This is a genomic window from Micromonospora sp. NPDC047620, assembly GCF_043205005.1.
Lineage (GTDB): Bacteria > Actinomycetota > Actinomycetes > Mycobacteriales > Micromonosporaceae > Micromonospora.
This window is the reverse complement of sequence record NZ_JBIDDG010000005.1, coordinates 105,085-124,940: the sequence shown is the minus strand read 5'-3', so window position 1 is coordinate 124,940 and position 19,856 is coordinate 105,085. Positions and strand designations below refer to the sequence as shown.

The window sequence follows — 19,856 nt, the reverse complement described above, 5'->3', positions numbered from 1 at the left end:
ACGGCCCGGCTCCCCGACGGGGCAGGGTTTCCTCAGTCGATCGTCGGCAGCTTCGGGCCGAGGACGTCGTCGGCGTCGACGATCGTGTACGCGTAGCCCTGCTCCGCCAGGAAGCGCTGGCGGTGGGCGGCGTACTCGGTGTCGATGGTGTCGCGGGAGACGACCGTGTAGAAGTGCGCCTGCCGGCCGTCGGCCTTCGGCCGCAGCACCCGCCCCAGCCGCTGCGCTTCCTCCTGCCGCGAGCCGAAGGTGCCGGAGACCTGGATCGCCACCGCCGCCTCGGGAAGGTCGATGGAGAAGTTGCCGACCTTCGAGATCACCAGGGTGCGGATCTCCCCGGAGCGGAACGCGTCGAAGAGCCGCTCCCGTTCCTTGTTGGTGGTGGAGCCCTGCACGATCGGCGCGTCGAGGTATTCGCCGAGCTGGTGGAGTTGCTCGATGTAGCCGCCGATCACCAGCGTCTGCTCGCCCGGGTGCCGCTCCACCAGGGCCTTGACTACGGGCAGCTTCGTCCGGGCGGTCGCCGCCATCCGATAGCGCTCCTCGGCCTCCGCCGTCGCGTACGACATGCGTTCCGCGTCGGTGAGCGTCACGCGTACCTCGGTGCACTGGGCCGGGGCGATCCAGCCCTGCGACTCGATGTCCTTCCACGGCGCGTCGTACCGCTTCGGGCCGATCAGGCTGAACACGTCGCCCTCCCGGCCGTCCTCGCGTACCAGCGTCGCCGTGAGGCCCAGCCGGCGGCGGGCCTGGAGGTCCGCGGTGAACCGGAAGATCGGCGCGGGCAGCAGGTGCACCTCGTCGTAGACGACCAGGCCCCAGTCTCGCGCCCCGAACAGGTCCAGGTGGGTGAACGCGCCGCCGCGCCGCGAGGTGAGCACCTGGTACGTGGCGATGGTGACCGGGCGGATCTCCTTGCGCTCGCCCGAGTACTCGCCGATCTCCTCCTCGGTCAGGGAGGTGCGGGCGATCAGCTCGCGCTTCCACTGCCGCCCCGCGACCGTGTTGGTGACCAGGATCAGCGTGGTGGCCTTCGCCTCGGCCATCGCCGCCGCCCCGACCAGCGTCTTGCCCGCGCCGCAGGGCAGCACCACCACGCCCGACCCGCCGGCCCAGAACGCCTCCACGGCCTCCCGCTGGTACGACCGCAGCGTCCACGGCTTGCCGCCGTCCTTGCCGGCCTCGGCCAGCTCGATCGGGTGCGCCTCGCCGTCGACGTAGCCGGCCAGGTCCTCCGCCGGCCAGCCCAGCTTGAGCAGCGCCTGCTTGAGCCGGCCCCGCTCGGACGGGTGCACCGCGATCGTGTCGTCGTCGATCTTCGCGCCGAGCATGCCGGCGAGCTTCTTGCTCTTGGCGACCTCGATCAGCACCACCCGGTCCAGGGCCCGCAGCACCAGCCCGTGCGCCGGGTCGTTGGCGAGCTGGAGCCGGCCGTACCGGTCCATCGTCTCGGCCACGTCGACCAGCAGCGCGTGCGGGACCGGGTACCGCGAATACTTGATCAGCGCGTCCACCACGGCCTCGGCGTCGTGCCCGGCGGCGCGCGCGTTCCACAACCCGAGCGGGGTCAGCCGGTAGGTGTGCACGTGCTCCGGGGAGCGCTCCAGCTCCGCGAAGGGCGCGATGGCCATCCGGCACACCTGTGCGTCGGGGTGGTCGATCTCCAGCAGCAGGGTCTTGTCCGACTGCACGATCAGGGGTCCACCGCTCACGCCAGTGCCTCTCCTCCGCCTCGGGTCGCCAGCTGTCCGGGAGGTGACTGACCCGCCCCGGGCCGACCCACCAGTGTTGCACGTATCCGGGTGACGCCAGAAAAATCTGGACACGGGGCGCAACCGGAGCGGTGCTCACAACGTCTAGCAATAGGACACCTGTCACGGGAGGCGCCATGAAACACGTCCGGATCACCACCCGGCTCGTCGCCCTGGCAGTGGCCACGCTGGTCGGCGCCGGTGCGTGCGCGTTCGAGCCGCGGGCCGACGGAGGTGGGGGCGGGGGTCCCGTCCCGGTCGGTGCCACGGAGCAGCTAACGGGGGCGAGCGGTGCGCCCGGGCCGGACCAGCGGGCCGGCACGGCGACGGCGAAGCCGGCGGTGAAGCCCGCGCCGAACCGCCCGAGGCCGACCCGGCCCGCGCCGAAGCCCACCACGTCGCCGTCGGCCGCCGGCTGCCCACAGGGGGAGCACCAGCGCGCGGTGGAGGCGCACCTCGCCCGGCTGGGCGGTTTCGGGACGCTGACCGTGGACGGCCGCCAGTCCGCCGCCGACTGCGCCGCGATCAAGAAGTTCCAGAAGCGGTACGACATCCGCCCCGCCCACGGCCGCGCGGGGCCCACCACCCACGACGTGGCGAAGCGGCTCGCCACCACCGACACGGCGCGCTGCAAGGCCGGCTCGGGCATCACCTTCTGCATCGACCTGACCCGGCAGACGACCTGGGTGATGCGCAACGGCAAGGTGCTCGTGAAGCCGACGGTCACCCGGACGGGGATGCCCGGCTACCGCACCCCGGCCGGCACCTTCACGATCAACTACCGCAACATCAAGGAGTGGTCCGACCCGTACGAGGTCTGGCTCCCGTACTGGCAGCACTTCACGCGGGGAATGGGCTTCCACGAGACCACGACCTACCTGCACAACAAGGCGATCGGCTCGCACGGCTGCGTCAACCTGCTGCACGCCGACGCGGTCCGGTACTGGGAGTTGGGCAAGGTCGGCAGCCGGGTGGTGCTGGTCGGGCGACGCCCCGGCACCTGAGTCGCCGTCGCCGGGGCCCGGCCCGTCCGCGTCGCACACGTCGTCCGATCGGGGTTTTATCCCCTGTCACTCCGGTCACCCGAGTGACACGCTGGAATGCCAGGCGTCGGACGGACGGGGAGGCTGAGATGACGGTCGACCGGGAAGCGAGACCGGAGCACAGTGCCGAGCGCGACCCGTCGCCGGACGAGGGGGTCTCCACCGTCACCGTCGTCGCGTACGCGGCCGCCGCGACGGTGCTCCTCGGCTGGTTCCTCTTCGGCTGGCTGGTGCTCGAACAGGGCTTCGTCGACTCGGTCGGCGAGTCGGCCGGCGCCGGGTTCGCGCTGCTGCTGGTCGTCTCCGTCGTCGGGACGGTACGCCGCAGCCGGCGCTGACCCGGCCCGAGGCCGCCGGCCGCTCCGAAACGACCCGTAGGGCCGCTGGCGCTCAGTCCTCCAGCACCGCCGCCGTGATCCGGTGCAGGGCGAAGGTGTGCAGCATCTCCGTCCGCTCGTCCTCGGCGCGCAGGTAACCCGCGCCGATCGAGACCGGCCGGACCAGCCGGGACGCGGTCGCCCCGTGCGCGTCGACGTACCCGACCCAGACCAGCGCCTTGTCCCGCACCGCCTGCTGGAGCACGGCGAGGGCGTCGCTGTGGGTGTGCACCGGCGCCGGCCCGGTACGCGCCGCACCGCCCCTGACCACCGCCGGCGCGCGCCGCGCCGCCCGGGCCGCCGCGTCGCCGCGCCGGATCTGCTCCACCACGCCCAGCAGGCGGGGCATGGACAGCTTCGGCGCGGTCAGCGGGTCGAGGGTCCGCGTCGTCACCGACACCCGGGCCGGGGCCCGGCGGGTCTTCGGGCGGGACAGCACCGCCGCCCCGCTCGCGTCCTCCGGCACCGGGGCGTACCCGGCCTCGCGCAGGGCCGTGAGCATCCGGCCCACCTGGTACGGGGTCGACAGCACCGTCGGCGCGAGCCGGCGCAGCGCCAGCGACTCCAGCCGCCGGTCGGCGAGCACCTCGGTCAGCAGCGCCTCGTCGTCGCTGCGCACGTACGCCCCGGCGGAGCCGACCCGCAGCCCGCCGTGCTTGCGGGCCACGTCGTCCACCAGGTACGTCAGCCCCTGCGGGACCGGGGTGCGGGACCGGCGCCGGAACAGGGCGTGCAGGTCGTCGGCCGAGTAGCCGGCGTCCAGGGCCCGGCGCACGCTGGCCGGGGTGACCCGGTGCACGCTGGCGCCGCCGGCCGACTCGTGCTCGGCCACCACCTCCAGTTCGGCGGCGAGGGCCGGGTCGGGCGGGCCGGGCACCACGACGGTCAGGTCGGCCTGCACCAGGAAGTGGTCGACCGGGGCGGGCAGCAGCGCGTCCAGCGCGCGTACCGCGCCGGTCCCGTCGCCGTCCTCGGCGTCCGCGCGCAGCCCGAGCGGGTCGTCCCCGCCCCGCTCGTCGGCGGCGGTGACGTCGGCGAGCAGCAGCCGCCCGTACGAGGTGAGCGCCCCCAGCCCGGTCACGCCCAGCGTCGCCGCCTCGGTCAGCACGTCGCGGTGCGCGGCCTCCCGCCCCCGGCTGCGCCGCGGCGCCCGCCAGTCGAGCAGCGACTGCACCTCCTCGGGGGTGGGCGCGGTGGCCGGCTCCAGGCCGGCGAGCACCCCGAGGACGGCGCGTCGGGCGGCTGGTGCCCCGGCCCGTTCCGCCTCGGCCGAGAGCACGGTGATCGGCCGGTCCCGGTCGTCGCGCTGCCCGATCAGCCCGACCTGTCGGGTCATCGTCAGCCAGGCCCGGCCGAGCTGCTCCCAGCGCTGCGCCAGCGTGCCGGCCCGCCACACCTCGTACCCGGCGGTGGGCAGCACCTGCTGGTCGGCCCCGTAGCGGGTGGTGGTGGCCCCGGGCAGGTCCACCTCGCCGATCAGCCCCGCCGCGTACGCCGCCTCCAGCAGCAGGGCGGCCGTCGGCTCGTCCACCCCGACCGCGCGGGCCAGCCGGCGCAGGTCGCGCACGCCCAGGCCGCCGGAGCGGAGCACGGGCGCCGGCTCGGCGGCGAGCTGCTCCAGCAGCGCCTCGGTGTGACGTACCGCCTCCATGGTCTGCCCGGCCCCGGCGGAGTCGGCGGCCTTCGGCTCGCGCGGCGGCGTGGCCACCGGCGGCGGGCTGGTCCGCAGCGGGCCGAGCGGGCCGCTGTCCCGGCGCAGCAGCAGGCCGACCTCCCGGGGCAGCTCGACGGTGCCGGTGGCGCTGGCCTTGTTGGGGCCGGAGACCAGCACCAGCAGGTGGTGGTCGACCAGCCAGCGCACCGGCGAGCCCGTCGGCGCGCCGCCGTTGGTCGGATCCGGGGGCAGGTCGTCCTCCGCGCCGACCGGCGGCGCCTGCAACGCGCCCGCCGGCACGCTGCCCACCGGTGGGCCGGCGGCCAGCCGGTCCAGGATGGCCCGGGCCGAGGGTGGCGCGGCCAGCAGCGTCCGCCGCAGCTTCGCCGGGTCCGCGCAGAGCGCCGCCGCCCGCGGGTCCAGCTCCGCCGCCGGCCGGCCCAGCCCCGCCGGGTACGGGGAGACCTCGTCGACGCTCTCCACCACGCGCAGGGCGCTCTCGGGGCCGTGCAGCAGGAAGAGCGCGCGCAGCCGGTTCACGGCGGTGCGGACGGAGGTGGGGGCGGGCGGGTGCGGGCCGGCGGTGGCCATGGCGAGCACCGAGGCGGTGGAGGTGGTGCCCTCGGCCGGGTCCCGGGTGAGCCGGGCGGCGTCCAGGATCTGCAGGGTGAACTGGTCGAGCCCGTCGAGTACGCGGGCCACCGAGACCCGGGACTGGGCCCGGATGGCGAGCGCGGAGACGTCGGCGGGCACGGGCACCACGAGGTCCGGCCGCAGTTGGAGGAGGGCGGCGAGCGACTCGTCGGGCAGCGACCGCAGGTGGTCGGCGAGTGAGGTGGTCATCGTCGTTCCACGCTAGCCCGGCAGGGGGTCTTCCCGCCCCTCGGACGTCCGGCTGACCCGTGCGGACGGGCGGGTAGGTTTCTCCGCATGCCAGCACTGACGGTCGGCTTCGACCTCGACATGACCCTGGTCGACTCGCGCCCCGGCATCGCCGCCGCCTACCGGGCGCTGACCGCCCGGACCGGGGTGCACGTGGACGCCGAGGCCGCCGTGTCCCGGCTCGGCCCGCCGCTGCGTACCGAGATCGCCCGCTGGTTCCCGCCGGAGCAGGTCGACGCGGCCGTCCGCACGTACCGCGAGCTCTACCCGGCGTACGCGATCACGCCCACCGTCCCGCTGCCCGGCGCCCGCGAGGCGATCGACGCGATCCGCGCCCGCGGCGGCCGGGTGCTGGTGGTCACCTCCAAGCTGGGCCGCCTGGCCCGGCTGCACCTCGACCACCTCGGACTGGCGGTCGACGAGCTGGCCGGCGACCTGTTCGCCGAGGAGAAGGCGACCGCGCTGCGCGAGCACGGCGCCACGCACTACGTCGGCGACCACGTGGCCGACATGGTGGCCGCGCGGGCGGCGGGCGTGCCCGGCATCGCCGTCGCGACCGGCCCGTGTTCGGCCGACGAACTCCGCGCCGCCGGGGCGGAGGCGGTGCTGGATGATCTCACCGGATTCCCGGCGGCGCTGGAGGGGATGATCCGGCTAGCCTTGGGGCAGTAGACGTCTCAAGCGAAGCAGGGGTTCTCAGGTGCCGACGGGGCGAGTGAAGTGGTTTGACGCGGCCAAGGGATACGGGTTTGTCACCAGCGACGAGGGTGGCGACGTGTTCCTTCCCAAGACCGCGCTACCGGCGGGTGTCACCGACCTCAAGGGCGGTCAGCGGGTCGATTTCAGCGTGGTGGACAGCCGCCGGGGCGCGCAGGCGATGGGGGTCAAGCTGCTCGACGCCCCGCCGTCGGTGGCGGAGCTGCGCCGCCGGCCGGCCGAGGAGCTGCACGGCCTCGTCGAGGACATGATCAAGGTGCTGGAGGCGAAGGTGCAGCCGGACCTGCGCCGGGGCCGCTTCCCCGACCGCAAGACCGCGCAGAAGATCGCTCAGCTGGTCCACGCCGTCGCGCGCGAGCTGGAGGTCTGAGGCACCAGCCCGGCGGCGGCGGCCCGACCGAGCAGCGCCTCCACGGCGGCGAACCCGGCGTCCCCCAGGTCGGCGGTGAACTCGTTGACGTAGAGGCCGATGTGCCGGTCCACCACGTCGGGCTCCATCTCCTGCGCGTGCGCCAGCACGTAGTCGCGGCTCGCCGCCGGGTCGGCCCAGGCCCGGCGGACCGACTCGCGGATCCACCCGGCGGCGGACTCCGGGTCCACCGCGCCGCGCCGGGCCAGGATGGCGCCGAGGGGGATGGGCAGGCCGGTGTCGGCCTCCCACCACTCGCCCAGGTCCACCAGGGCGGTCAGGCCGTGCCGTGGGTAGGTGAACCGGGCCTCGTGGATGACCAGGCCGGCGTCGTACCGGCCGGCGGCCACGCCCGGCATGATCTCGTGGAACGGCACCACCTCGATCCGCGCCGGCGGCCGGTCCGCCGCCCAGAGCCGGAAGAGCAGGTACGCCGTCGTCCGGTCGCCGGGCACCGCCACGGTCGCGCCGGTGAGGTCGGCCCGATCGGTGCGGTCGGTCAGGTCGGCGCGGTCGGCGTGCCCCGCGCTGCCCGGGCGGTCGAGTCGGCCGGCGCCGTCGCCCCTGGTCAGCACCAGCGGGCCGCAGCCACGGCCGAGCGCCCCGCCGCAGGGCAGCAGGTGGTAGTCGTCCAACAGCCACGGCAGCGCGGCGTAGCTCACCTTCACCAGGTCGAACGCCCCCCGCTCGGCGGCCGTGTTGGTCACGTCGACGTCGGCGTACGTCACCTCCACCGGCGGCGCGTCGGGCACGAGGCCGTGCACCAGGGCGTGGAAGACGAACGTGTCGTTGGGGCAGGGCGAGATCGCCAGCGAGAGCGCCACGCGCCCACGGTATCCCCGCACCCTGGTGGTCGCCCGCCTGTGGCCCCGCCCCTGTGACCTACGCCCACTGTTCCGGCCCTGGGGCGTGGGTCCGTCCGCGGAGCCTGCGGCACGGGGCCTCGACAGCCAGGTTTCCGCCTGCGCTCGGTCCGGCACTCCGCTTCGGAGTGAGTGAGGCCACCTGCCGGCAGGCTTTTCGTCCCGGCTACCGGTTGCCAGGGTGACTTCATGATCGACAGTGAGGTGACGCGTCGCGTCGTCGGTGACTTCCTCCGGTACGTCCGCTCCGGCCGGGAGCCGCAGCGGGCGGCAGAGTTCATGGCACCGACGGTGCGTGCCCACCAGATGCAGTCCGAGGACCTGGCCACCGTTGAGCGAACCCCGGACGGCTACGCGAGCACGTCCGGGAGATGACCGCCAGCTGGGGCGCGTTCGACCTCACGATCGAGGAATTCCTGGTTGACGGTGCGCGGGCGTATGTCCGGCTAAGCCAAGTTGGGCGCCACCTCGAGCCGGTGGATGGAATTGCGCCGACCGGTCGGACCGTCCGCCAGATCAACTCGGTCGTCTATCACGTCGAAGACGGGCTGATCACCGAGTACTGGATGCAGATTGACCGAGCCGGTCTGCTAGCCCAACTCAGGGACGATTCCTGACGGCATCGCCCAGGGCAAGTGCTCGCACACTGGCTGAGGACGTCTCGCTTACAAGTTCTGAACGCTCCATCCGGGGTTGGTACACACGTGCCTCTGGCCTCGGCATGCTCCGGCTCAGCCGGGCACGGATCGAGATCACCGACGGAGACCTCCGCCGGCCGCTACGGCTGAACTGGACCGACCTGGGCAACCGGCGCGGCCCGGTGTGGCCCGGCGCGGCGACGGGACACGGGTGCGATCGTGGCTGCCACCTCGGCCGCCTCGGCGGCGAACTGCTTGGCGATGAGGAATGACAGGTCGTAGCCGCCTGTCAAGCTGATGTCGTAAACGATTCACCCGGCGACGCCGATGCCAGCTCTTGTTGCCGTCCGTGCCGGCGCCGTCCTTGCCTTGCCAACCCGCTGGGGCGTGTCGGCGACGACCGGGCGCTTCGCCGACTCCCCGTCCGTCGGCGACTGCCTGCCGTCCCGCCCGCCGCGTCTCGGCTGCGGCATCTGGCGATCGAGGAGCCGCGCGGTCTGGAAGCCAGCCCCCGTGGAGGGCGTGTCGCTGCGTCAGCCGGACGCGAATCCCCCGGCGCGGGTCCGACTACTTCCTGTATCGACAGGATCTCGTCGTCGTGTGGCCGGTGGTCCGCTTCGATTCGGGCTTGTCGTTGCTGGTGGATGGTCGCCGGCACCGCGTGGCCCTCGCCCGTGATTGTGTGGATGTCGCCGGCGCTGTCCGGCCCTCGCCCGTGATTGTGTGGATGTCGCCGGCGCTGTCCGGCCCTCGCCCGTGATTGTGTGGATGGTCGGCGCCGTCCGGCCCGCGGCCGTGATGTCGTAAACGATTCAGCTCGACAGCGTCGCGGCAGGCATTCTTGCCTCTCCTGATGAGACGGCTTCTGATTGGCCGACGGCCGAGCGACCTGACAGCACGGCCGTGGTTGTCGGCACTCCCGTGGTTGGTGGGCGCGGCCGTGGTTGTCGGCGCGGCTGTGATCGTTGACGTTGTCCACAGGCTTGTCCACAGGTTCAGAAGGGCGGTTGAGGAAGCCGCGGCGCGTCGGGAGCATGGTTTCGTGGCAGAGCTGACAGACGCGGTTGACCTGGGCGCGGCTCTCCGGTCCCTGCGGCGTCTCGCGGACCTGAGCCAGCGGGAACTGGCCGAGAGGTCCGGGGTGCCCCAGGCCACCCTGGCCCGGATCGAGTCGGGCCGGGCGATCGATCCGAGGTTCCGCACGGTGGAACGGCTCGTCCGGGCCGCTGGGGGAAAGGTGGCCGTCGGCCTGCCGGGCGCGGCTGGCGCGGTCGACAGCGCGAACAACGCGAACAATGCCGACAGCGCCGACAGCGCCGACAGCGGCGACAGCGCCGACAGCGGCGACAGCGCCGGCGGGTCGCTGCCGGCGGTGCCGCACGACGGGCTACGAGACGCGGCAGGGCGGCGATATCCCGCCCACCTCGACGCGTGGGAGGTCCGGGAGCCGAAGGACTGGCCGGGTGCCTGGTGGGCGAACTGGTACAACCTGCCGCCTCCGCTCTGGCCGCTGCCGTTACCGGCGGCCACGTACGAGCGGAATCGTGCCTACCGGGACAGGCGCCGGTGGGCCGCGGAGGTCCGGCGCACGGTCCGGCTGCGCCGGGTGACGGGCGGCCTGCCGGCGACGTCGTGGCGGCTCGTGGCCGAACTGCCAGGCGGCGACCTGGTCGGTGAGCTGCGGGCTCACGAGCGCAGCCCGCACCTCTTGTACGGCGACGACCCGAGCGAGGTACGGGAGATCGTTCTCGACGGCGTTCTCGTGGCCGGGGACTATCGACAGCTCGGCATTGGTCGCCGGTTGGTCGGCCTGCTCGCCGACGAGATGGACCGGGCGGGCATCCGGACCGCCCACGCGATCGCCCGGTTCGGCGGCGTCGACCTGCTGCTGGCCTGTGGCTACCAGCTGGAGTCGGACCGACCGTGGGCGCTGCGGCTTGACCGCCGGCCGGCGGTGACGGTGGCGGTGGCGGACTGAGGGTCCGGCGGGGCCGGCAGACAAGCCAGGCAGGGCGGGCCAGGGCAGGGGCATGGGCAGGGCGCGTTAGGGCAGGGCAGGCGGGTCAGGGCCACGGCGGCCGGGTCAGGTCAGGGCTGCGGCGGCGGTGGTCAGGGCGGCGAGCGCCTCGCGCATGCGCCACGCGTCGCGGTCGCGGGGGCCGATCGGGTTGGAGACGGTACGCAGCTCGACGAACGGGAGGCCCGCCTGGGCGGCGGCGACGGCCACCCCGTACCCCTCCATGGCCTCGGCGACCGCGTCCGGGTGCCGCCGGCGCAGCGCGTCGGTGCTGGCGGCGGTGCCGGTGACCGTGCTGACGGTCAGCACGGGGCCGACGGTGGCCGCCGGGAGCGCGGCCCGCAGCCGGGCGAGCAGGCCCGGGTCGGCGGCGAGCGCGGTGGCACCGCCCAGCCAGTCCGGGGGCATGCCCAGCTCGTCCACCGGGATGAAGCCGGCCGGCGACTCGGCGCCCAGGTCGGCGGCCACGGACACGGTGCCCAGCACCGTGGCGCCCACCTCCACCCGGCCGGCAAAGCCCCCTGCCACGCCCGCGCTGACCACGCCGTTGTAGGGCCGGCCGGCGGCCTCGGCGAGCACCAGCAGCCGGGTCGTGGTCGCGGCGGCGACGGCCGGCCCGACCCCCACCGGCAGCACCGTGGTCGTCTGGTCGGCGAGGCCGGCGCGGATCGCCTCGGCCTCGGCGGGGACCGCCGTGACCACCAGCAGACCGGTCACGAGAGCGGCCCCTGCGGCTCCCGGCGGGTCTCGTCGTCCGTCCCGCCCGGCCCGCCGACGGCCGACGAGGGCCGGTAGATGTGGTAGCCCGGCGGTGCCAGGCCGGGGTCGTCCAGCGGAGAGCCGCCCTGCGCCGGGGCGGGGGAGGTGGGCGTGGGGTCGTACCGGCGCGCGGCCTCCGGGTCGGGGGAAGCCGCGCCGTCGGTGCCCGGGGCGTCGGGGTCGGTGCCGTCGGTGCCGTCGGTCAGCTCGTCGTCGCCGAGCGGCCGGCCGAGCAGGCGCTCCGCGCGCAGCCGGCCCGCCACCACCAGGCCCCGGGCGGCGGCCACGGTGCCGACGGCGGCGACGACGGCGATCCCGATCCGGCCGTCGAAGGGTACGAGCCCCAGCCCGCCTCCGGCGACGAAGGCGAGCATCAGCACCGTCTCCGAGTGGGCGAAGGAGCTGGCCCGCAGCCGCTCCGGGATGCGTTCCTGGATCGAGGCGTCCACGGCGAGCTTGGCGATGCCGCTGTTCAGCGCGGCGACCAGGCAGAGCAGGGCGACCATGGGCAGCGAGAACTTCAACGCGGCGAGGATCGCCACCCCGGCGACGACGACCATGCCGCTGGACTGGATCGCGGCGGGTCGGTGGATGCGCAGCCGGGTGCCGACCGCGGTGGCCAGGAAGGTGCCCACTGCGAGCGCCGCGCCGACCAGGCCCAGCGCCGCCTCGTCGCCGAGATCCCGACCGAAGGCCACGGTGGTCAGGTCGCCCGCCTTGATCGCGAACGCCAGGAAGAGCAGCAGGAAGCCGTAGACCGCGCGCAGCGTCGCGGCGCCGATCAGGGTGGCGATCACGAGCCGGCCCGCCGGCCGCCCCCGGCCCAGCGGGCGGTCCCCGGTGCGGCGGCCCAGCGCCCGCAGCGGCCGGGGCACCCGCTCCGGCGGCTCCGAGTCGGCCTTCGGAGGCAGCCGCAGGGAGATCACCATGCCGACCAGGAAGATGACCGAGGCCACCCGGAGCGGCCACTGCGGCCCGAACCAGAAGGCGGCCAGGCCGATCGGGGCGACCAGCGCGCCGGCCACCGTGCCGTAGACGCTGGCCCGGGCGCCCACCTGGGACAGCCCGAGCCCCTCCGGGAGCAGCCGGGGCACGGCCGCCGAGCGGGCCACCCCGTACGCGCGGGAGAGCGCCAACACGCCGAAGGCCGCCGGGTAGAGGCCGAAGCCGTGGATGTAGTCGGAGATCAGCCAGGCCAGGAAGGCCCGGCCGAGCATGGTGGCGGCCAGGGCGTACCGCCGGCCGTGCCGGAAGTGGTCGAGCAGCGGGCCCACCACCGGGGCGAGCATGGCGAACGGCACCATGGTCACCAGCAGGTAGAGGGCGACCTTGCTGCGCGCCTCGCCGAGCGGGACGTTGAAGAAGATCGTCCCGGCGAGGCCGATGGCGATCAGCGTGTCCCCGGCGCAGGAGACCGCGTGCAGGTCGAAGAGGCGGACCATGCCGACCTCGTCCCCGGCGCCCCGGGCGCGGGCCCGGCCGGCCCGGCGGGTCATCCAGCGCCCACCGCTGACCGAGCCCCGGAACAGCAGGCGGACGGCCCTGATGCCGGTGCCGACGGTCTGCCCGAGCACGGACCGCCCGGAGCGGGAGAACAGCGGCATGCCCACCATCCTCGCCCATCCGGTCCGCGTACGCCGCACCACTGCGCCAGAACGTCCTCGGCGGGTGCCTGTCGGTCGACCGTACGCATGGGGAACAATGGTCGGGTGACCAGGCCCGCCTCTGCCCGCGCCGCTCGTCTCGACCAGGTCTGCGCCGCCGCCGTCGAGGTGGCGCGTGACGCCATCACCGAGGTCGACGCCTCGGACATCGGCGACCACCTGCAGGCCGTCGCGGAGGGCGACCGTCTCGTCACCCACTATTTCGAGTGCCGGCTCGCCGGCTACCGGGGCTGGCGGTGGGCCGTCACCGTCACCCGGGTGCCCCGCAGCCGGCACGTCACCGTCTGCGAGACGGTGCTGCTTCCCGGCGCGGACGCGATGCTCGCGCCCGGCTGGCTGCCCTGGCAGGAGCGGCTCAAGCCGGGTGACCTCGGTCCCGGTGACCTGCTGCCCACCCCGGCGGACGACGAGCGGCTCCAGCCCGGCTACGTGCTCTCCGACGACCCGGCGGTCGAGGAGACCGCCTGGGAGCTGGGGCTCGGCCGGGCCCGGGTGCTCTCCCGGGAGGGGCGCAGCGAGGCCGCCCAGCGCTGGTACGACGGCGACCACGGCCCCTCCGCCGCGATCTCGGTCGCCGCTCCCGCCGCCGCCCGCTGCGGGACCTGCGGCTTCTACCTGCCGCTCGCCGGCGCCCTGCGGCAGTCCTTCGGCGCCTGCGGCAACTTCTACGCCCCCGACGACGGCCGGGTGGTCAGCGCCGACCACGGCTGCGGCGCGCACTCGGAGACCCTGATCGAGGCCGCCGACACCCCGGTCGACGAGATGCCGACGGTCTACGACGACAGCGCGGTGGAGCCCGTGTCGGTCAGCCGGGCGCCGGGCTCGGTGGAGGCCGCGGAGCCGGCGGAGCCGTACGGCCACCCCTGACGGGCCGGCTGCGGCGTCGGGCCGGCGGATCGACGTCGGCGCAGGTCAGTGGCCGGCGCGGCGGCGGCGTCGGTTGGCGTCGTGTCGCATCATCACGGCGAGACCGGGGAAACCCCACAGGAAACCGGCCAGGCAGATCCACAACCAGTCCTGGTGACCGTGCGCGGTCAGCCAGTCGCGAAAGACGAGTAACGCCAACCCGGCGAGCGCCCAGGCCGCTATCCCGGCGAGGGCGAACGGCACCATCGGCGGGTCGAGCGGCTCGGGTCGCGGCGGCTGCTCCTTCGGCACGCGGCAAGCGTACGCGATCAACTTTCGCTGCTGGCCCGTGATCTGCGACGATGCGGCGCGACAACGGAAGATCACCTGCGAGGACCTGATGGCAGTAGCCCCACCCGACAACGGCACACCACCCGATCCGGCTCATCCGCGTAACGGTTTCGACCGGTTCTTCGAGATCTCCGCCCGTGGCTCGACGATGAGCCGCGAGGTACGCGGTGGCCTGGCGACCTTCTTCACGATGGCGTACATCGTGGTGCTCAACCCGCTCATCATCGGTGGTGCCGTCGACGGCGACGGCCAGAAGCTCCCCATTCCCGCCCTCGCGGCGGCCACCGCCCTGGTCGCCGGCCTGATGACGATCCTGATGGGCGTCGTCGGCCGGTTCCCGATCGCGCTCGCCGCCGGTCTCGGCGTCAACGCGCTGGTCGCGTACGAGATCGCCCCGGAGATGACCTGGGCGGACGCGATGGGCCTCGTGGTGATCGAGGGTGTGATCATCGCGGTGCTGGTGCTGACCGGCCTGCGCACGGCGGTGTTCCGCTCGGTGCCGACGCAGATGAAGACGGCGATCGGCGTCGGCATCGGCCTCTTCCTGACCATCATCGGGCTGGTCGACGCCGGCTTCGTCCGCCGCGTGCCGGACTCGGCGAACACCACCGTCCCCGTCGGCCTGGGCTTCGACGGCACCCTCGGCAGCTGGCCGATGCTGGTCTTCGTGGTGGGCCTGCTGTTGACCGTGGTGCTGCTGGTGCGCCGGGTCAAGGGCGCGATCCTGATCGGCATCCTCGGCTCCACCGTGCTGGCGGTCGTCGTCGAGGCGGTGGCGAACATCGGGCCGTCCTTCGTCGACGGCAAGCCGAACCCGAAGGGCTGGGCGCTGAACGTCCCCGAGCTGCCGAAGACCTGGCTGGACGTGCCGGACCTGTCGCTGCTCGGCAACTTCAACGTGTTCGACTCGTGGAGCCGGGCCGGCTGGCTCGTCGTCCTCATGTTCGTGTTCACCCTGCTGATCACGGACTTCTTCGACACGATGGGCACGATGGTCGCGGTCGGGCAGGAGGGGAGCATGCTCGACGAGCGGGGCACCCCGCCGCGGGCCAAGGAGATCCTGCTGGTCGACTCGATCGCGGCGGCGGCCGGCGGTGCGGCGAGCACGTCGAGCAACACGTCGTACATCGAGAGCGCCGCCGGTGTGGCGGAGGGCGCCCGCACCGGCGTGGCCAACCTGGTCACCGGCGGCCTGTTCCTGCTGGCGATGTTCCTGGCGCCGCTGGTCGTGGTGGTGCCGTTCGAGGCGGCCTCCACCGCGCTGGTGGTGGTCGGCTTCCTGATGATGACCGCGGTGCGGACGATCGACTGGTCCGACTACGAGATCGCCATCCCGGCGTTCCTCACGATCGTCCTGATGCCCTTCACGTACTCGATCTCCAACGGCATCGGCGCCGGCCTGATCACGTACGTGGTGGTGAAGCTCGCCAAGGGCAAGGCCCGGGAGATCCATCCCCTGCTGTACGGGGTGGCCGCCCTCTTCGTGCTGTACTTCCTGCGCGGGCCGATCGAGTCCCTGGTGCTCTGACCACCCTCCGCTCCGGGCCGGTGACCGAATCGGGTAGCCGGCCCGGAGCAGGGCAAACTTCTCGTGAGCATGGTCATATCGCAGCTCATTAGCCAGGCTCATTAGTTAAGCTAACTATCGTGACGGAGCGGACGGTGACGGCGAAACGCGTGCCACCGGCGCAGCTCGCACCACAGCTGCGTGATGCGATCACCCGACTCAACCGACGGGTCCGCCAGGCCCGGCCGGTCGGCGACCTCACGGTCACCCAGCTCTCCGCGCTCACCAGCCTTCAGCTGGCGGGCGCGCTGACGCCCCGGGAACTGGCCGACGTCGAACGGGTGCAGCCGCCGACGATGACCAAGATCGTCGCGAAGTTGGAGGAGCGCGGCCTCGTGCAGCGCACCCCCCACCCGACCGACGGCCGGCAGGTCATCCTCGCGGCGACAGAGGGGGGACGGGCGGTGCTCGACCAGTTCGAGCGCGTCCGCGACGAGTGGCTGGCCCGCCGGCTGGCCGAGCTGACCGAAGCAGAACGGGACACCCTGCGGCAAGCCGCCGAGATCCTTCAGCAGCTCGCCCGCGCCTGACCCGCGCGCCTCGCACCACCGCGCCGTCCGCCGTCGATGACGCGTACGACCGCGAGGAGGCGCACAAAGAGTGCAGGCGAAGCTGAGCACGATGTTCCAGTCCCTACAGGTCCGCAACTACCGGCTCTTCGCATCCGGGCAACTGATCAAGCTGATCGGTGTCTGGATGATGTTCATCGCCCAGGACTGGCTGGTCCTCGAGCTCTCCGACAACTCCGCCACCGCGCTCGGCGTGGTCACCGCCCTCCAGTTCGCTCCCGTCCTGCTGCTCACCCTGCTCTCCGGGCGGCTCGCCGACCGCTACGACAAGCGGATGCTGCTCTTCGTCGCCAACGCGTTCTGGACCGTGCTGGCGCTCGCGATGAGCCTGCTGGTGATCACCGGTCTCGTGCAGCTCTGGCACGTCTTCGCGTTCGCGGCCCTGCTCGGCGTCGCCAACGCCGTGGAGACCCCCGTCCGGCAGGCGTTCGTCTCGGAGCTGGTCGGCACGTCGCTGCTGCCGAACGCGCTCTCGCTGAACGCGGCCGTGTTCAACTCCGCCCGGATCGTCGGGCCGGCCGTCGCCGGCCTGGCCATCGCCGCGTTCGACGTGGGGCCGGTCTTCCTGTTCACCGCGCTCAGCTCGATCGCCCCGCTGGTCAACGTCGTCCGGATGCGCGCGGCCGAGCTGCACCGTGAGGCGCTGCCGCCGCGCGACGAGCGGGCGTCGGCCAAGGTCGTCGACGGCCTGCGCTACGTCTGGCGCCGCCCCGACCTGCTGCTGCCGATGGCGGTGATGTCGGTGATCGGCATGTCGCTGTTCAACTTCCAGCTCACCCTGGCCGCGCTCGCCAAGACCGTGTTCCAGACCGGGGCGGCCTCGTTCGGGCTGTTCAGCACCGCGCTGGCGGTCGGCGCGCTGGTCGGGGCGCTGGCCGGCACCGGGCGGCGCAGCCGCCCGTCGGTCTGGCTGGTGCTCGGCGCCGCGGTCGGCTGCGCCAGCTTCGGCACCCTGGTCGGGCTCGCCTCGGCGTACTGGATGGTGGTGGCGCTGCTGCTGCCCACCGGGTTCTTCATGGTTTTCTTCGCCCAGGCCGCCAACCAGCGGGTCCAGCTCGGCACGGACGCCGCCTTCCGGGGCCGGGTGATGGCCCTGTGGGTGCTGGTGTTCCTCGGCACCAACCCGGTCGGCGCGCCGCTGATCGGCTGGGTGGCGGAGACCTACGGCGCGGGCGCCAGCATCTGGATCGGCGGGCTCATCTCGCTGGCCACCGCCCTGATCGCGCTCACCTGGCAGCTCCGCCGCGCCGGCGCCCGGCTGCGCTTCCGCATCCTGCCGATGCCGCGCTTCTACGTCACCTCCACCGACTGCTGACCGCCCTCGCCGCCCGGGGTGGGACGATCCGTCCCATCCGGCGGATGGCGTGGATGCGGCCAATCCGGTGGCGGACCGCCGGGCTGGGGCTTAGCGTCGATGCGTGGAGGTCGGACGCGGGTTGCTGCTGGTCCTTGCCTTCGTGGGCGTGGCCAGCCTGCCGGCGGTGATCGCCCTGTTCTTCTGCGCCGACGAGATCATCGACCGGGTCGCCTGCGGCTGGGCCGAGTGGCGTGAGCGCCAGCGGGAGCGGCGCACCATCGCCCGGCTGGACCGGGCCGTCGAGGCCGACGCGCTGACCCGCGACATCGACCTCACCGACTTCGACCGGCCCGACCGGCGCCCGCTGGAGCGGCTCGCCGCCGACCTGCGGCGCCTGCGCGGCCAGGGTGCCAGCACCGACGGCCGGCAGCCGGTCTGGCACCGCACGGTGCTCCGGGCGTACGACGACCGGCTCCGGCTGGCCTGCCGGGCGCTCGGCATCACCGAGCACCTGACCGAGCTGGAGGGCGTCGACCTGGAGCTGGAGCGGGTCCGGGTGGAGGGCGTCCTGCACGCCGCCGGGCTGACCCTGCCCGCTGCCCGGGCCGGTCACCGGCAGCGCCACCACTGAGCGGCGGGCCGACGTGAGGCTCTTCGTCGCGGTCTACCCGCCGCCGGAGGCGATCGCGCACCTCGGCGCACAGGTCGCCCGGTTGCGGGTCGGCGCGGCGGCCGCCTCCGGGATCAACGTCCGGCTCGCCGACCCGGCCACCGCCCACGTCACCCTCGCCTTCCTCGGCGATGTCGAGGCGGACCGGCTGGTCGACGTGGCGAGCGCACTGGGGCTGGCCGCCGAGTGGTCCCGGGAGGGCCGTTCCGCCGCGCCCCGGCTCCGGTTCGCCGGCGGCGGGCGCTTCGGGCAGGGCCGGTTCACGGTGCTCTGGGCCGACCTGCGGGGCGAGGTGGAGCAGCTCCAGATGCTGGCCCGGCTGATCCGCTCCCGGCTGTGGCACGCCCGCCTGCCGCACGACGAGAAGCCGTTCCGCCCGCACCTGACGGTCGCCCGACCCGGTGACCGGGTGCCCGACGTCGACGTGGCGGCGGACGTGGCGACCCTGGACGGCTACGAGGGCCCGGCGTGGCCGGCCGCCGAGATGGTGCTGATGCGCAGCCACCCCGGCCCCCGCCCCACCTACGACCGCCTGGCCGCCTGGCCCATCTGACCGCCCGGCGACGCCAGCCAATGGCCGGTGCGTGGCCCATCTGACCCCGGCCACGCCAGCCATTGGCCGCCGGTGCTTAGGTGACCGCCCGGCCAAGCCAGCCCGGGTGGACGTCGCCGCCGGCCGCGGCGGCGGCGCCCACCCGTGGAGCCGGCGGTCGCCTGCCGCCGGTTCCGCCGTGGGCGTGGCTACCAGGCCCAGGCCTCCGGGCCGGGGCCGCCGTTGCCGACGGGCGGGAAGAGCTGGTCGAGCCGGGCGAGGGTGTCCTCGTCGAGGGTGACCGTCAGGGCGCCCAGGGAGCGGTCGAGCTGGTCGGCGGTGCGCGGCCCGATGATCGGGGCGGTCACCCCCGGCCGGGACAGCAGCCAGCCGAGCGCCACGTCCGCCGGGTCGTGCCCCAGCTCGCCGCAGAGCTTCTCGTACGCCTCGATGGTCGGCCGGTGCTCGGCGAGCGCGTCGGCCGAGCGGCCGCTGGCGCCGCGCGCGGCCCCGCCCTCGGCCATCTTGCGCAGCACCCCGGCGAGCAGCCCGCCGTGCAGCGGCGACCACGGGATGATGCCGAGCCCGTGGTGCTGCGCGGCGGGCACCACCTCCAGCTCGACGTGCCGGGTGAGCAGGTTGTAGATGCACTGCTCCGAGACGAGGCCGAGGAAGTGACGCTTCGTCGCCGCCTCCTGCGCCACCGAGATGTGCCACCCGGCGAAGTTGGACGACCCGACGTAGAGCACCTTGCCCTGGGCGACCAGGGTCTCCATGGCCTGCCAGATCTCCTCCCACGGCGTGGCCCGGGAGACGTGGTGCATCTGGTAGAGGTCGATGGTGTCGGTCTGCAACCGGCGCAGCGAGTCCTCGCAGGCCCGGACGATGTGCCGGGCGGACAGGCCCTGCTCGTTGGGCCACTCGCCCATCTTGCCGTAGACCTTGGTGGCCAGGACGACCTTGTCCCGCCGGCCGCCGCCCTGGGCGAGCCAGCGGCCGATGATCTGCTCGGTGATCCCCTCGCCGGTCTGCCAGCCGTAGACGTTGGCGGTGTCGAAGAAGTTGATGCCCTGTTCGAGGGCCCGATCCATGATCGCGAAGCTGTCCGGCTCGGTCGTCTGCGGCCCGAAGTTCATCGTGCCGAGGCAGAGACGGCTGACCGACAGGCCGGTGCGGCCCAGGTTCGTGTACTCCATACGGCCACCCTGCCACGGCGGCACTTCGAGTGCCTCGCGTCGACTCCGGCGAAT

The 19,856-nt window shown here is 73.7% G+C and carries 20 protein-coding genes; 13 read left to right on the top strand and 7 right to left on the bottom strand.

The annotated features are described in order from the left end of the window. Window positions 1–32: 32 nt before the first annotated feature. Window positions 33–1,712 (bottom strand): DNA repair helicase XPB, encoded by a 1,680-nt coding sequence (locus ACGF5C_RS07715; RefSeq protein WP_393297947.1) that lies wholly within the window; start codon window positions 1,710–1,712, stop codon window positions 33–35. Window positions 1,713–1,888: 176 nt separating this feature from the next. Between ACGF5C_RS07715 and ACGF5C_RS07710 the strand changes: the two genes are divergently transcribed. Continuing rightward, window positions 1,889–2,755, top strand: a complete 867-nt coding sequence (locus ACGF5C_RS07710; RefSeq protein WP_393297944.1) for a L,D-transpeptidase family protein — start codon at window positions 1,889–1,891, stop codon at window positions 2,753–2,755. Between the two features lie 128 nt (window positions 2,756–2,883). Next, window positions 2,884–3,132, top strand: coding sequence for a hypothetical protein (locus ACGF5C_RS07705; RefSeq protein ID WP_357702380.1), 249 nt, complete (start codon window positions 2,884–2,886; stop codon window positions 3,130–3,132). Window positions 3,133–3,184: 52 nt separating this feature from the next. Here the strand turns inward: ACGF5C_RS07705 and ACGF5C_RS07700 are convergent, their stop codons facing one another. After that, complete coding sequence (locus ACGF5C_RS07700; RefSeq protein ID WP_393297941.1) at window positions 3,185–5,668, bottom strand: helicase-associated domain-containing protein; 2,484 nt, start codon at window positions 5,666–5,668, stop codon at window positions 3,185–3,187. A gap of 87 nt (window positions 5,669–5,755) precedes the next feature. Here ACGF5C_RS07700 and ACGF5C_RS07695 point away from each other — a divergent pair, with 87 nt between their 5' ends. Next, window positions 5,756–6,379 carry an HAD family hydrolase gene (locus ACGF5C_RS07695; protein ID WP_393297938.1) on the top strand — a complete coding sequence of 208 codons (624 nt, stop codon included), beginning with the start codon at window positions 5,756–5,758 and terminating at the stop codon, window positions 6,377–6,379. Window positions 6,380–6,407: 28 nt separating this feature from the next. Beyond that, window positions 6,408–6,794, top strand: a complete 387-nt coding sequence (locus tag ACGF5C_RS07690) for a cold-shock protein (protein WP_091098926.1) — start codon at window positions 6,408–6,410, stop codon at window positions 6,792–6,794. Here ACGF5C_RS07690 and ACGF5C_RS07685 read toward each other — a convergent pair. Continuing rightward, window positions 6,755–7,657, bottom strand: coding sequence for a 1,4-dihydroxy-6-naphthoate synthase (locus ACGF5C_RS07685; RefSeq protein ID WP_393297935.1), 903 nt, complete (start codon window positions 7,655–7,657; stop codon window positions 6,755–6,757). The genes ACGF5C_RS07690 and ACGF5C_RS07685 overlap by 40 nt on opposite strands. 228 nt (window positions 7,658–7,885) lie before the next feature. Here ACGF5C_RS07685 and ACGF5C_RS07680 point away from each other — a divergent pair, with 228 nt between their 5' ends. The 3 genes from ACGF5C_RS07680 (at window position 7,886) to ACGF5C_RS07670 (ending at window position 10,312) form a co-directional block, all read left to right on the top strand. Next, a complete protein-coding gene (locus ACGF5C_RS07680; protein WP_393297932.1) occupies window positions 7,886–8,071 on the top strand; it encodes a hypothetical protein in 186 nt (61 codons plus the stop codon). Then, window positions 8,068–8,313 carry an ester cyclase gene (locus ACGF5C_RS07675; RefSeq protein ID WP_393297929.1) on the top strand — a complete coding sequence of 82 codons (246 nt, stop codon included), beginning with the start codon at window positions 8,068–8,070 and terminating at the stop codon, window positions 8,311–8,313. The genes ACGF5C_RS07680 and ACGF5C_RS07675 overlap by 4 nt, the downstream gene beginning before the upstream one ends. Window positions 8,314–9,376: 1,063 nt before the next feature. Beyond that, on the top strand, window positions 9,377–10,312 hold the full coding sequence (locus ACGF5C_RS07670) for a GNAT family N-acetyltransferase (RefSeq protein WP_393297926.1): 936 nt from the start codon (window positions 9,377–9,379) through the stop codon (window positions 10,310–10,312). A gap of 105 nt (window positions 10,313–10,417) precedes the next feature. On the opposite strand, the gene ACGF5C_RS07665 is transcribed toward ACGF5C_RS07670, so the two are convergent. After that, window positions 10,418–11,068 (bottom strand): futalosine hydrolase, encoded by a 651-nt coding sequence (locus ACGF5C_RS07665; protein ID WP_393297923.1) that lies wholly within the window; start codon window positions 11,066–11,068, stop codon window positions 10,418–10,420. Next, window positions 11,065–12,714 carry an MFS transporter gene (locus ACGF5C_RS07660; RefSeq protein ID WP_393297920.1) on the bottom strand — a complete coding sequence of 550 codons (1,650 nt, stop codon included), beginning with the start codon at window positions 12,712–12,714 and terminating at the stop codon, window positions 11,065–11,067. The genes ACGF5C_RS07665 and ACGF5C_RS07660 overlap by 4 nt, the downstream gene beginning before the upstream one ends. A gap of 87 nt (window positions 12,715–12,801) precedes the next feature. Between ACGF5C_RS07660 and ACGF5C_RS07655 the strand changes: the two genes are divergently transcribed. Next, the gene (locus ACGF5C_RS07655; RefSeq protein ID WP_393257820.1) at window positions 12,802–13,641 is read left to right on the top strand and encodes a DUF3027 domain-containing protein; all 840 of its coding nucleotides are present in this window, start codon (window positions 12,802–12,804) and stop codon (window positions 13,639–13,641) included. A 45-nt stretch (window positions 13,642–13,686) separates the two neighbouring features. On the opposite strand, the gene ACGF5C_RS07650 is transcribed toward ACGF5C_RS07655, so the two are convergent. Beyond that, complete coding sequence (locus ACGF5C_RS07650) at window positions 13,687–13,932, bottom strand: DUF2530 domain-containing protein (RefSeq protein WP_393297917.1); 246 nt, start codon at window positions 13,930–13,932, stop codon at window positions 13,687–13,689. Between the two features lie 88 nt (window positions 13,933–14,020). On the opposite strand from ACGF5C_RS07650, the gene ACGF5C_RS07645 reads away from it, so the two are divergent. The 5 genes from ACGF5C_RS07645 (at window position 14,021) to thpR (ending at window position 18,627) form a co-directional block, all read left to right on the top strand. After that, window positions 14,021–15,499, top strand: coding sequence for an NCS2 family permease (locus ACGF5C_RS07645; RefSeq protein ID WP_357702397.1), 1,479 nt, complete (start codon window positions 14,021–14,023; stop codon window positions 15,497–15,499). 119 nt (window positions 15,500–15,618) lie between these two features. Beyond that, on the top strand, window positions 15,619–16,068 hold the full coding sequence (locus tag ACGF5C_RS07640) for a MarR family winged helix-turn-helix transcriptional regulator (RefSeq protein WP_393297914.1): 450 nt from the start codon (window positions 15,619–15,621) through the stop codon (window positions 16,066–16,068). Between the two features lie 70 nt (window positions 16,069–16,138). Next, window positions 16,139–17,422, top strand: a complete 1,284-nt coding sequence (locus tag ACGF5C_RS07635; protein ID WP_393297911.1) for an MFS transporter — start codon at window positions 16,139–16,141, stop codon at window positions 17,420–17,422. Window positions 17,423–17,525: 103 nt separating this feature from the next. Next, window positions 17,526–18,035 (top strand): hypothetical protein, encoded by a 510-nt coding sequence (locus ACGF5C_RS07630; RefSeq protein WP_393297908.1) that lies wholly within the window; start codon window positions 17,526–17,528, stop codon window positions 18,033–18,035. 13 nt (window positions 18,036–18,048) lie between these two features. After that, window positions 18,049–18,627 carry an RNA 2',3'-cyclic phosphodiesterase gene (thpR, locus tag ACGF5C_RS07625; protein ID WP_393297905.1) on the top strand — a complete coding sequence of 193 codons (579 nt, stop codon included), beginning with the start codon at window positions 18,049–18,051 and terminating at the stop codon, window positions 18,625–18,627. A gap of 188 nt (window positions 18,628–18,815) precedes the next feature. Here the strand turns inward: thpR and ACGF5C_RS07620 are convergent, their stop codons facing one another. Beyond that, entirely contained in the window at window positions 18,816–19,802 is a 987-nt protein-coding gene (locus ACGF5C_RS07620; RefSeq protein WP_393297902.1) for an aldo/keto reductase, read from the bottom strand. Window positions 19,803–19,856 lie beyond the last annotated feature (54 nt).

Excerpts from the sequence above, each read along its gene's own strand:
- ACGF5C_RS07695 (WP_393297938.1), top strand. The coding sequence starts at position 5,756 with ATGCCAGCACTGACGGTCGGCTTCGACCTCGACATGACCCTGGTCGAC.
- ACGF5C_RS07645 (WP_357702397.1), top strand. The coding sequence starts at position 14,021 with ATGGCAGTAGCCCCACCCGACAACGGCACACCACCCGATCCGGCTCAT.
- ACGF5C_RS07620 (WP_393297902.1), bottom strand. The coding sequence starts at position 19,802 with ATGGAGTACACGAACCTGGGCCGCACCGGCCTGTCGGTCAGCCGTCTC.
- ACGF5C_RS07675 (WP_393297929.1), top strand. The coding sequence starts at position 8,068 with ATGACCGCCAGCTGGGGCGCGTTCGACCTCACGATCGAGGAATTCCTG.
- ACGF5C_RS07655 (WP_393257820.1), top strand. The coding sequence starts at position 12,802 with ATGGGGAACAATGGTCGGGTGACCAGGCCCGCCTCTGCCCGCGCCGCT.
- ACGF5C_RS07680 (WP_393297932.1), top strand. The coding sequence starts at position 7,886 with ATGATCGACAGTGAGGTGACGCGTCGCGTCGTCGGTGACTTCCTCCGG.
- ACGF5C_RS07660 (WP_393297920.1), bottom strand. The coding sequence starts at position 12,714 with ATGCCGCTGTTCTCCCGCTCCGGGCGGTCCGTGCTCGGGCAGACCGTC.
- ACGF5C_RS07705 (WP_357702380.1), top strand. The coding sequence starts at position 2,884 with ATGACGGTCGACCGGGAAGCGAGACCGGAGCACAGTGCCGAGCGCGAC.
- ACGF5C_RS07700 (WP_393297941.1), bottom strand. The coding sequence starts at position 5,668 with ATGACCACCTCACTCGCCGACCACCTGCGGTCGCTGCCCGACGAGTCG.
- ACGF5C_RS07710 (WP_393297944.1), top strand. The coding sequence starts at position 1,889 with ATGAAACACGTCCGGATCACCACCCGGCTCGTCGCCCTGGCAGTGGCC.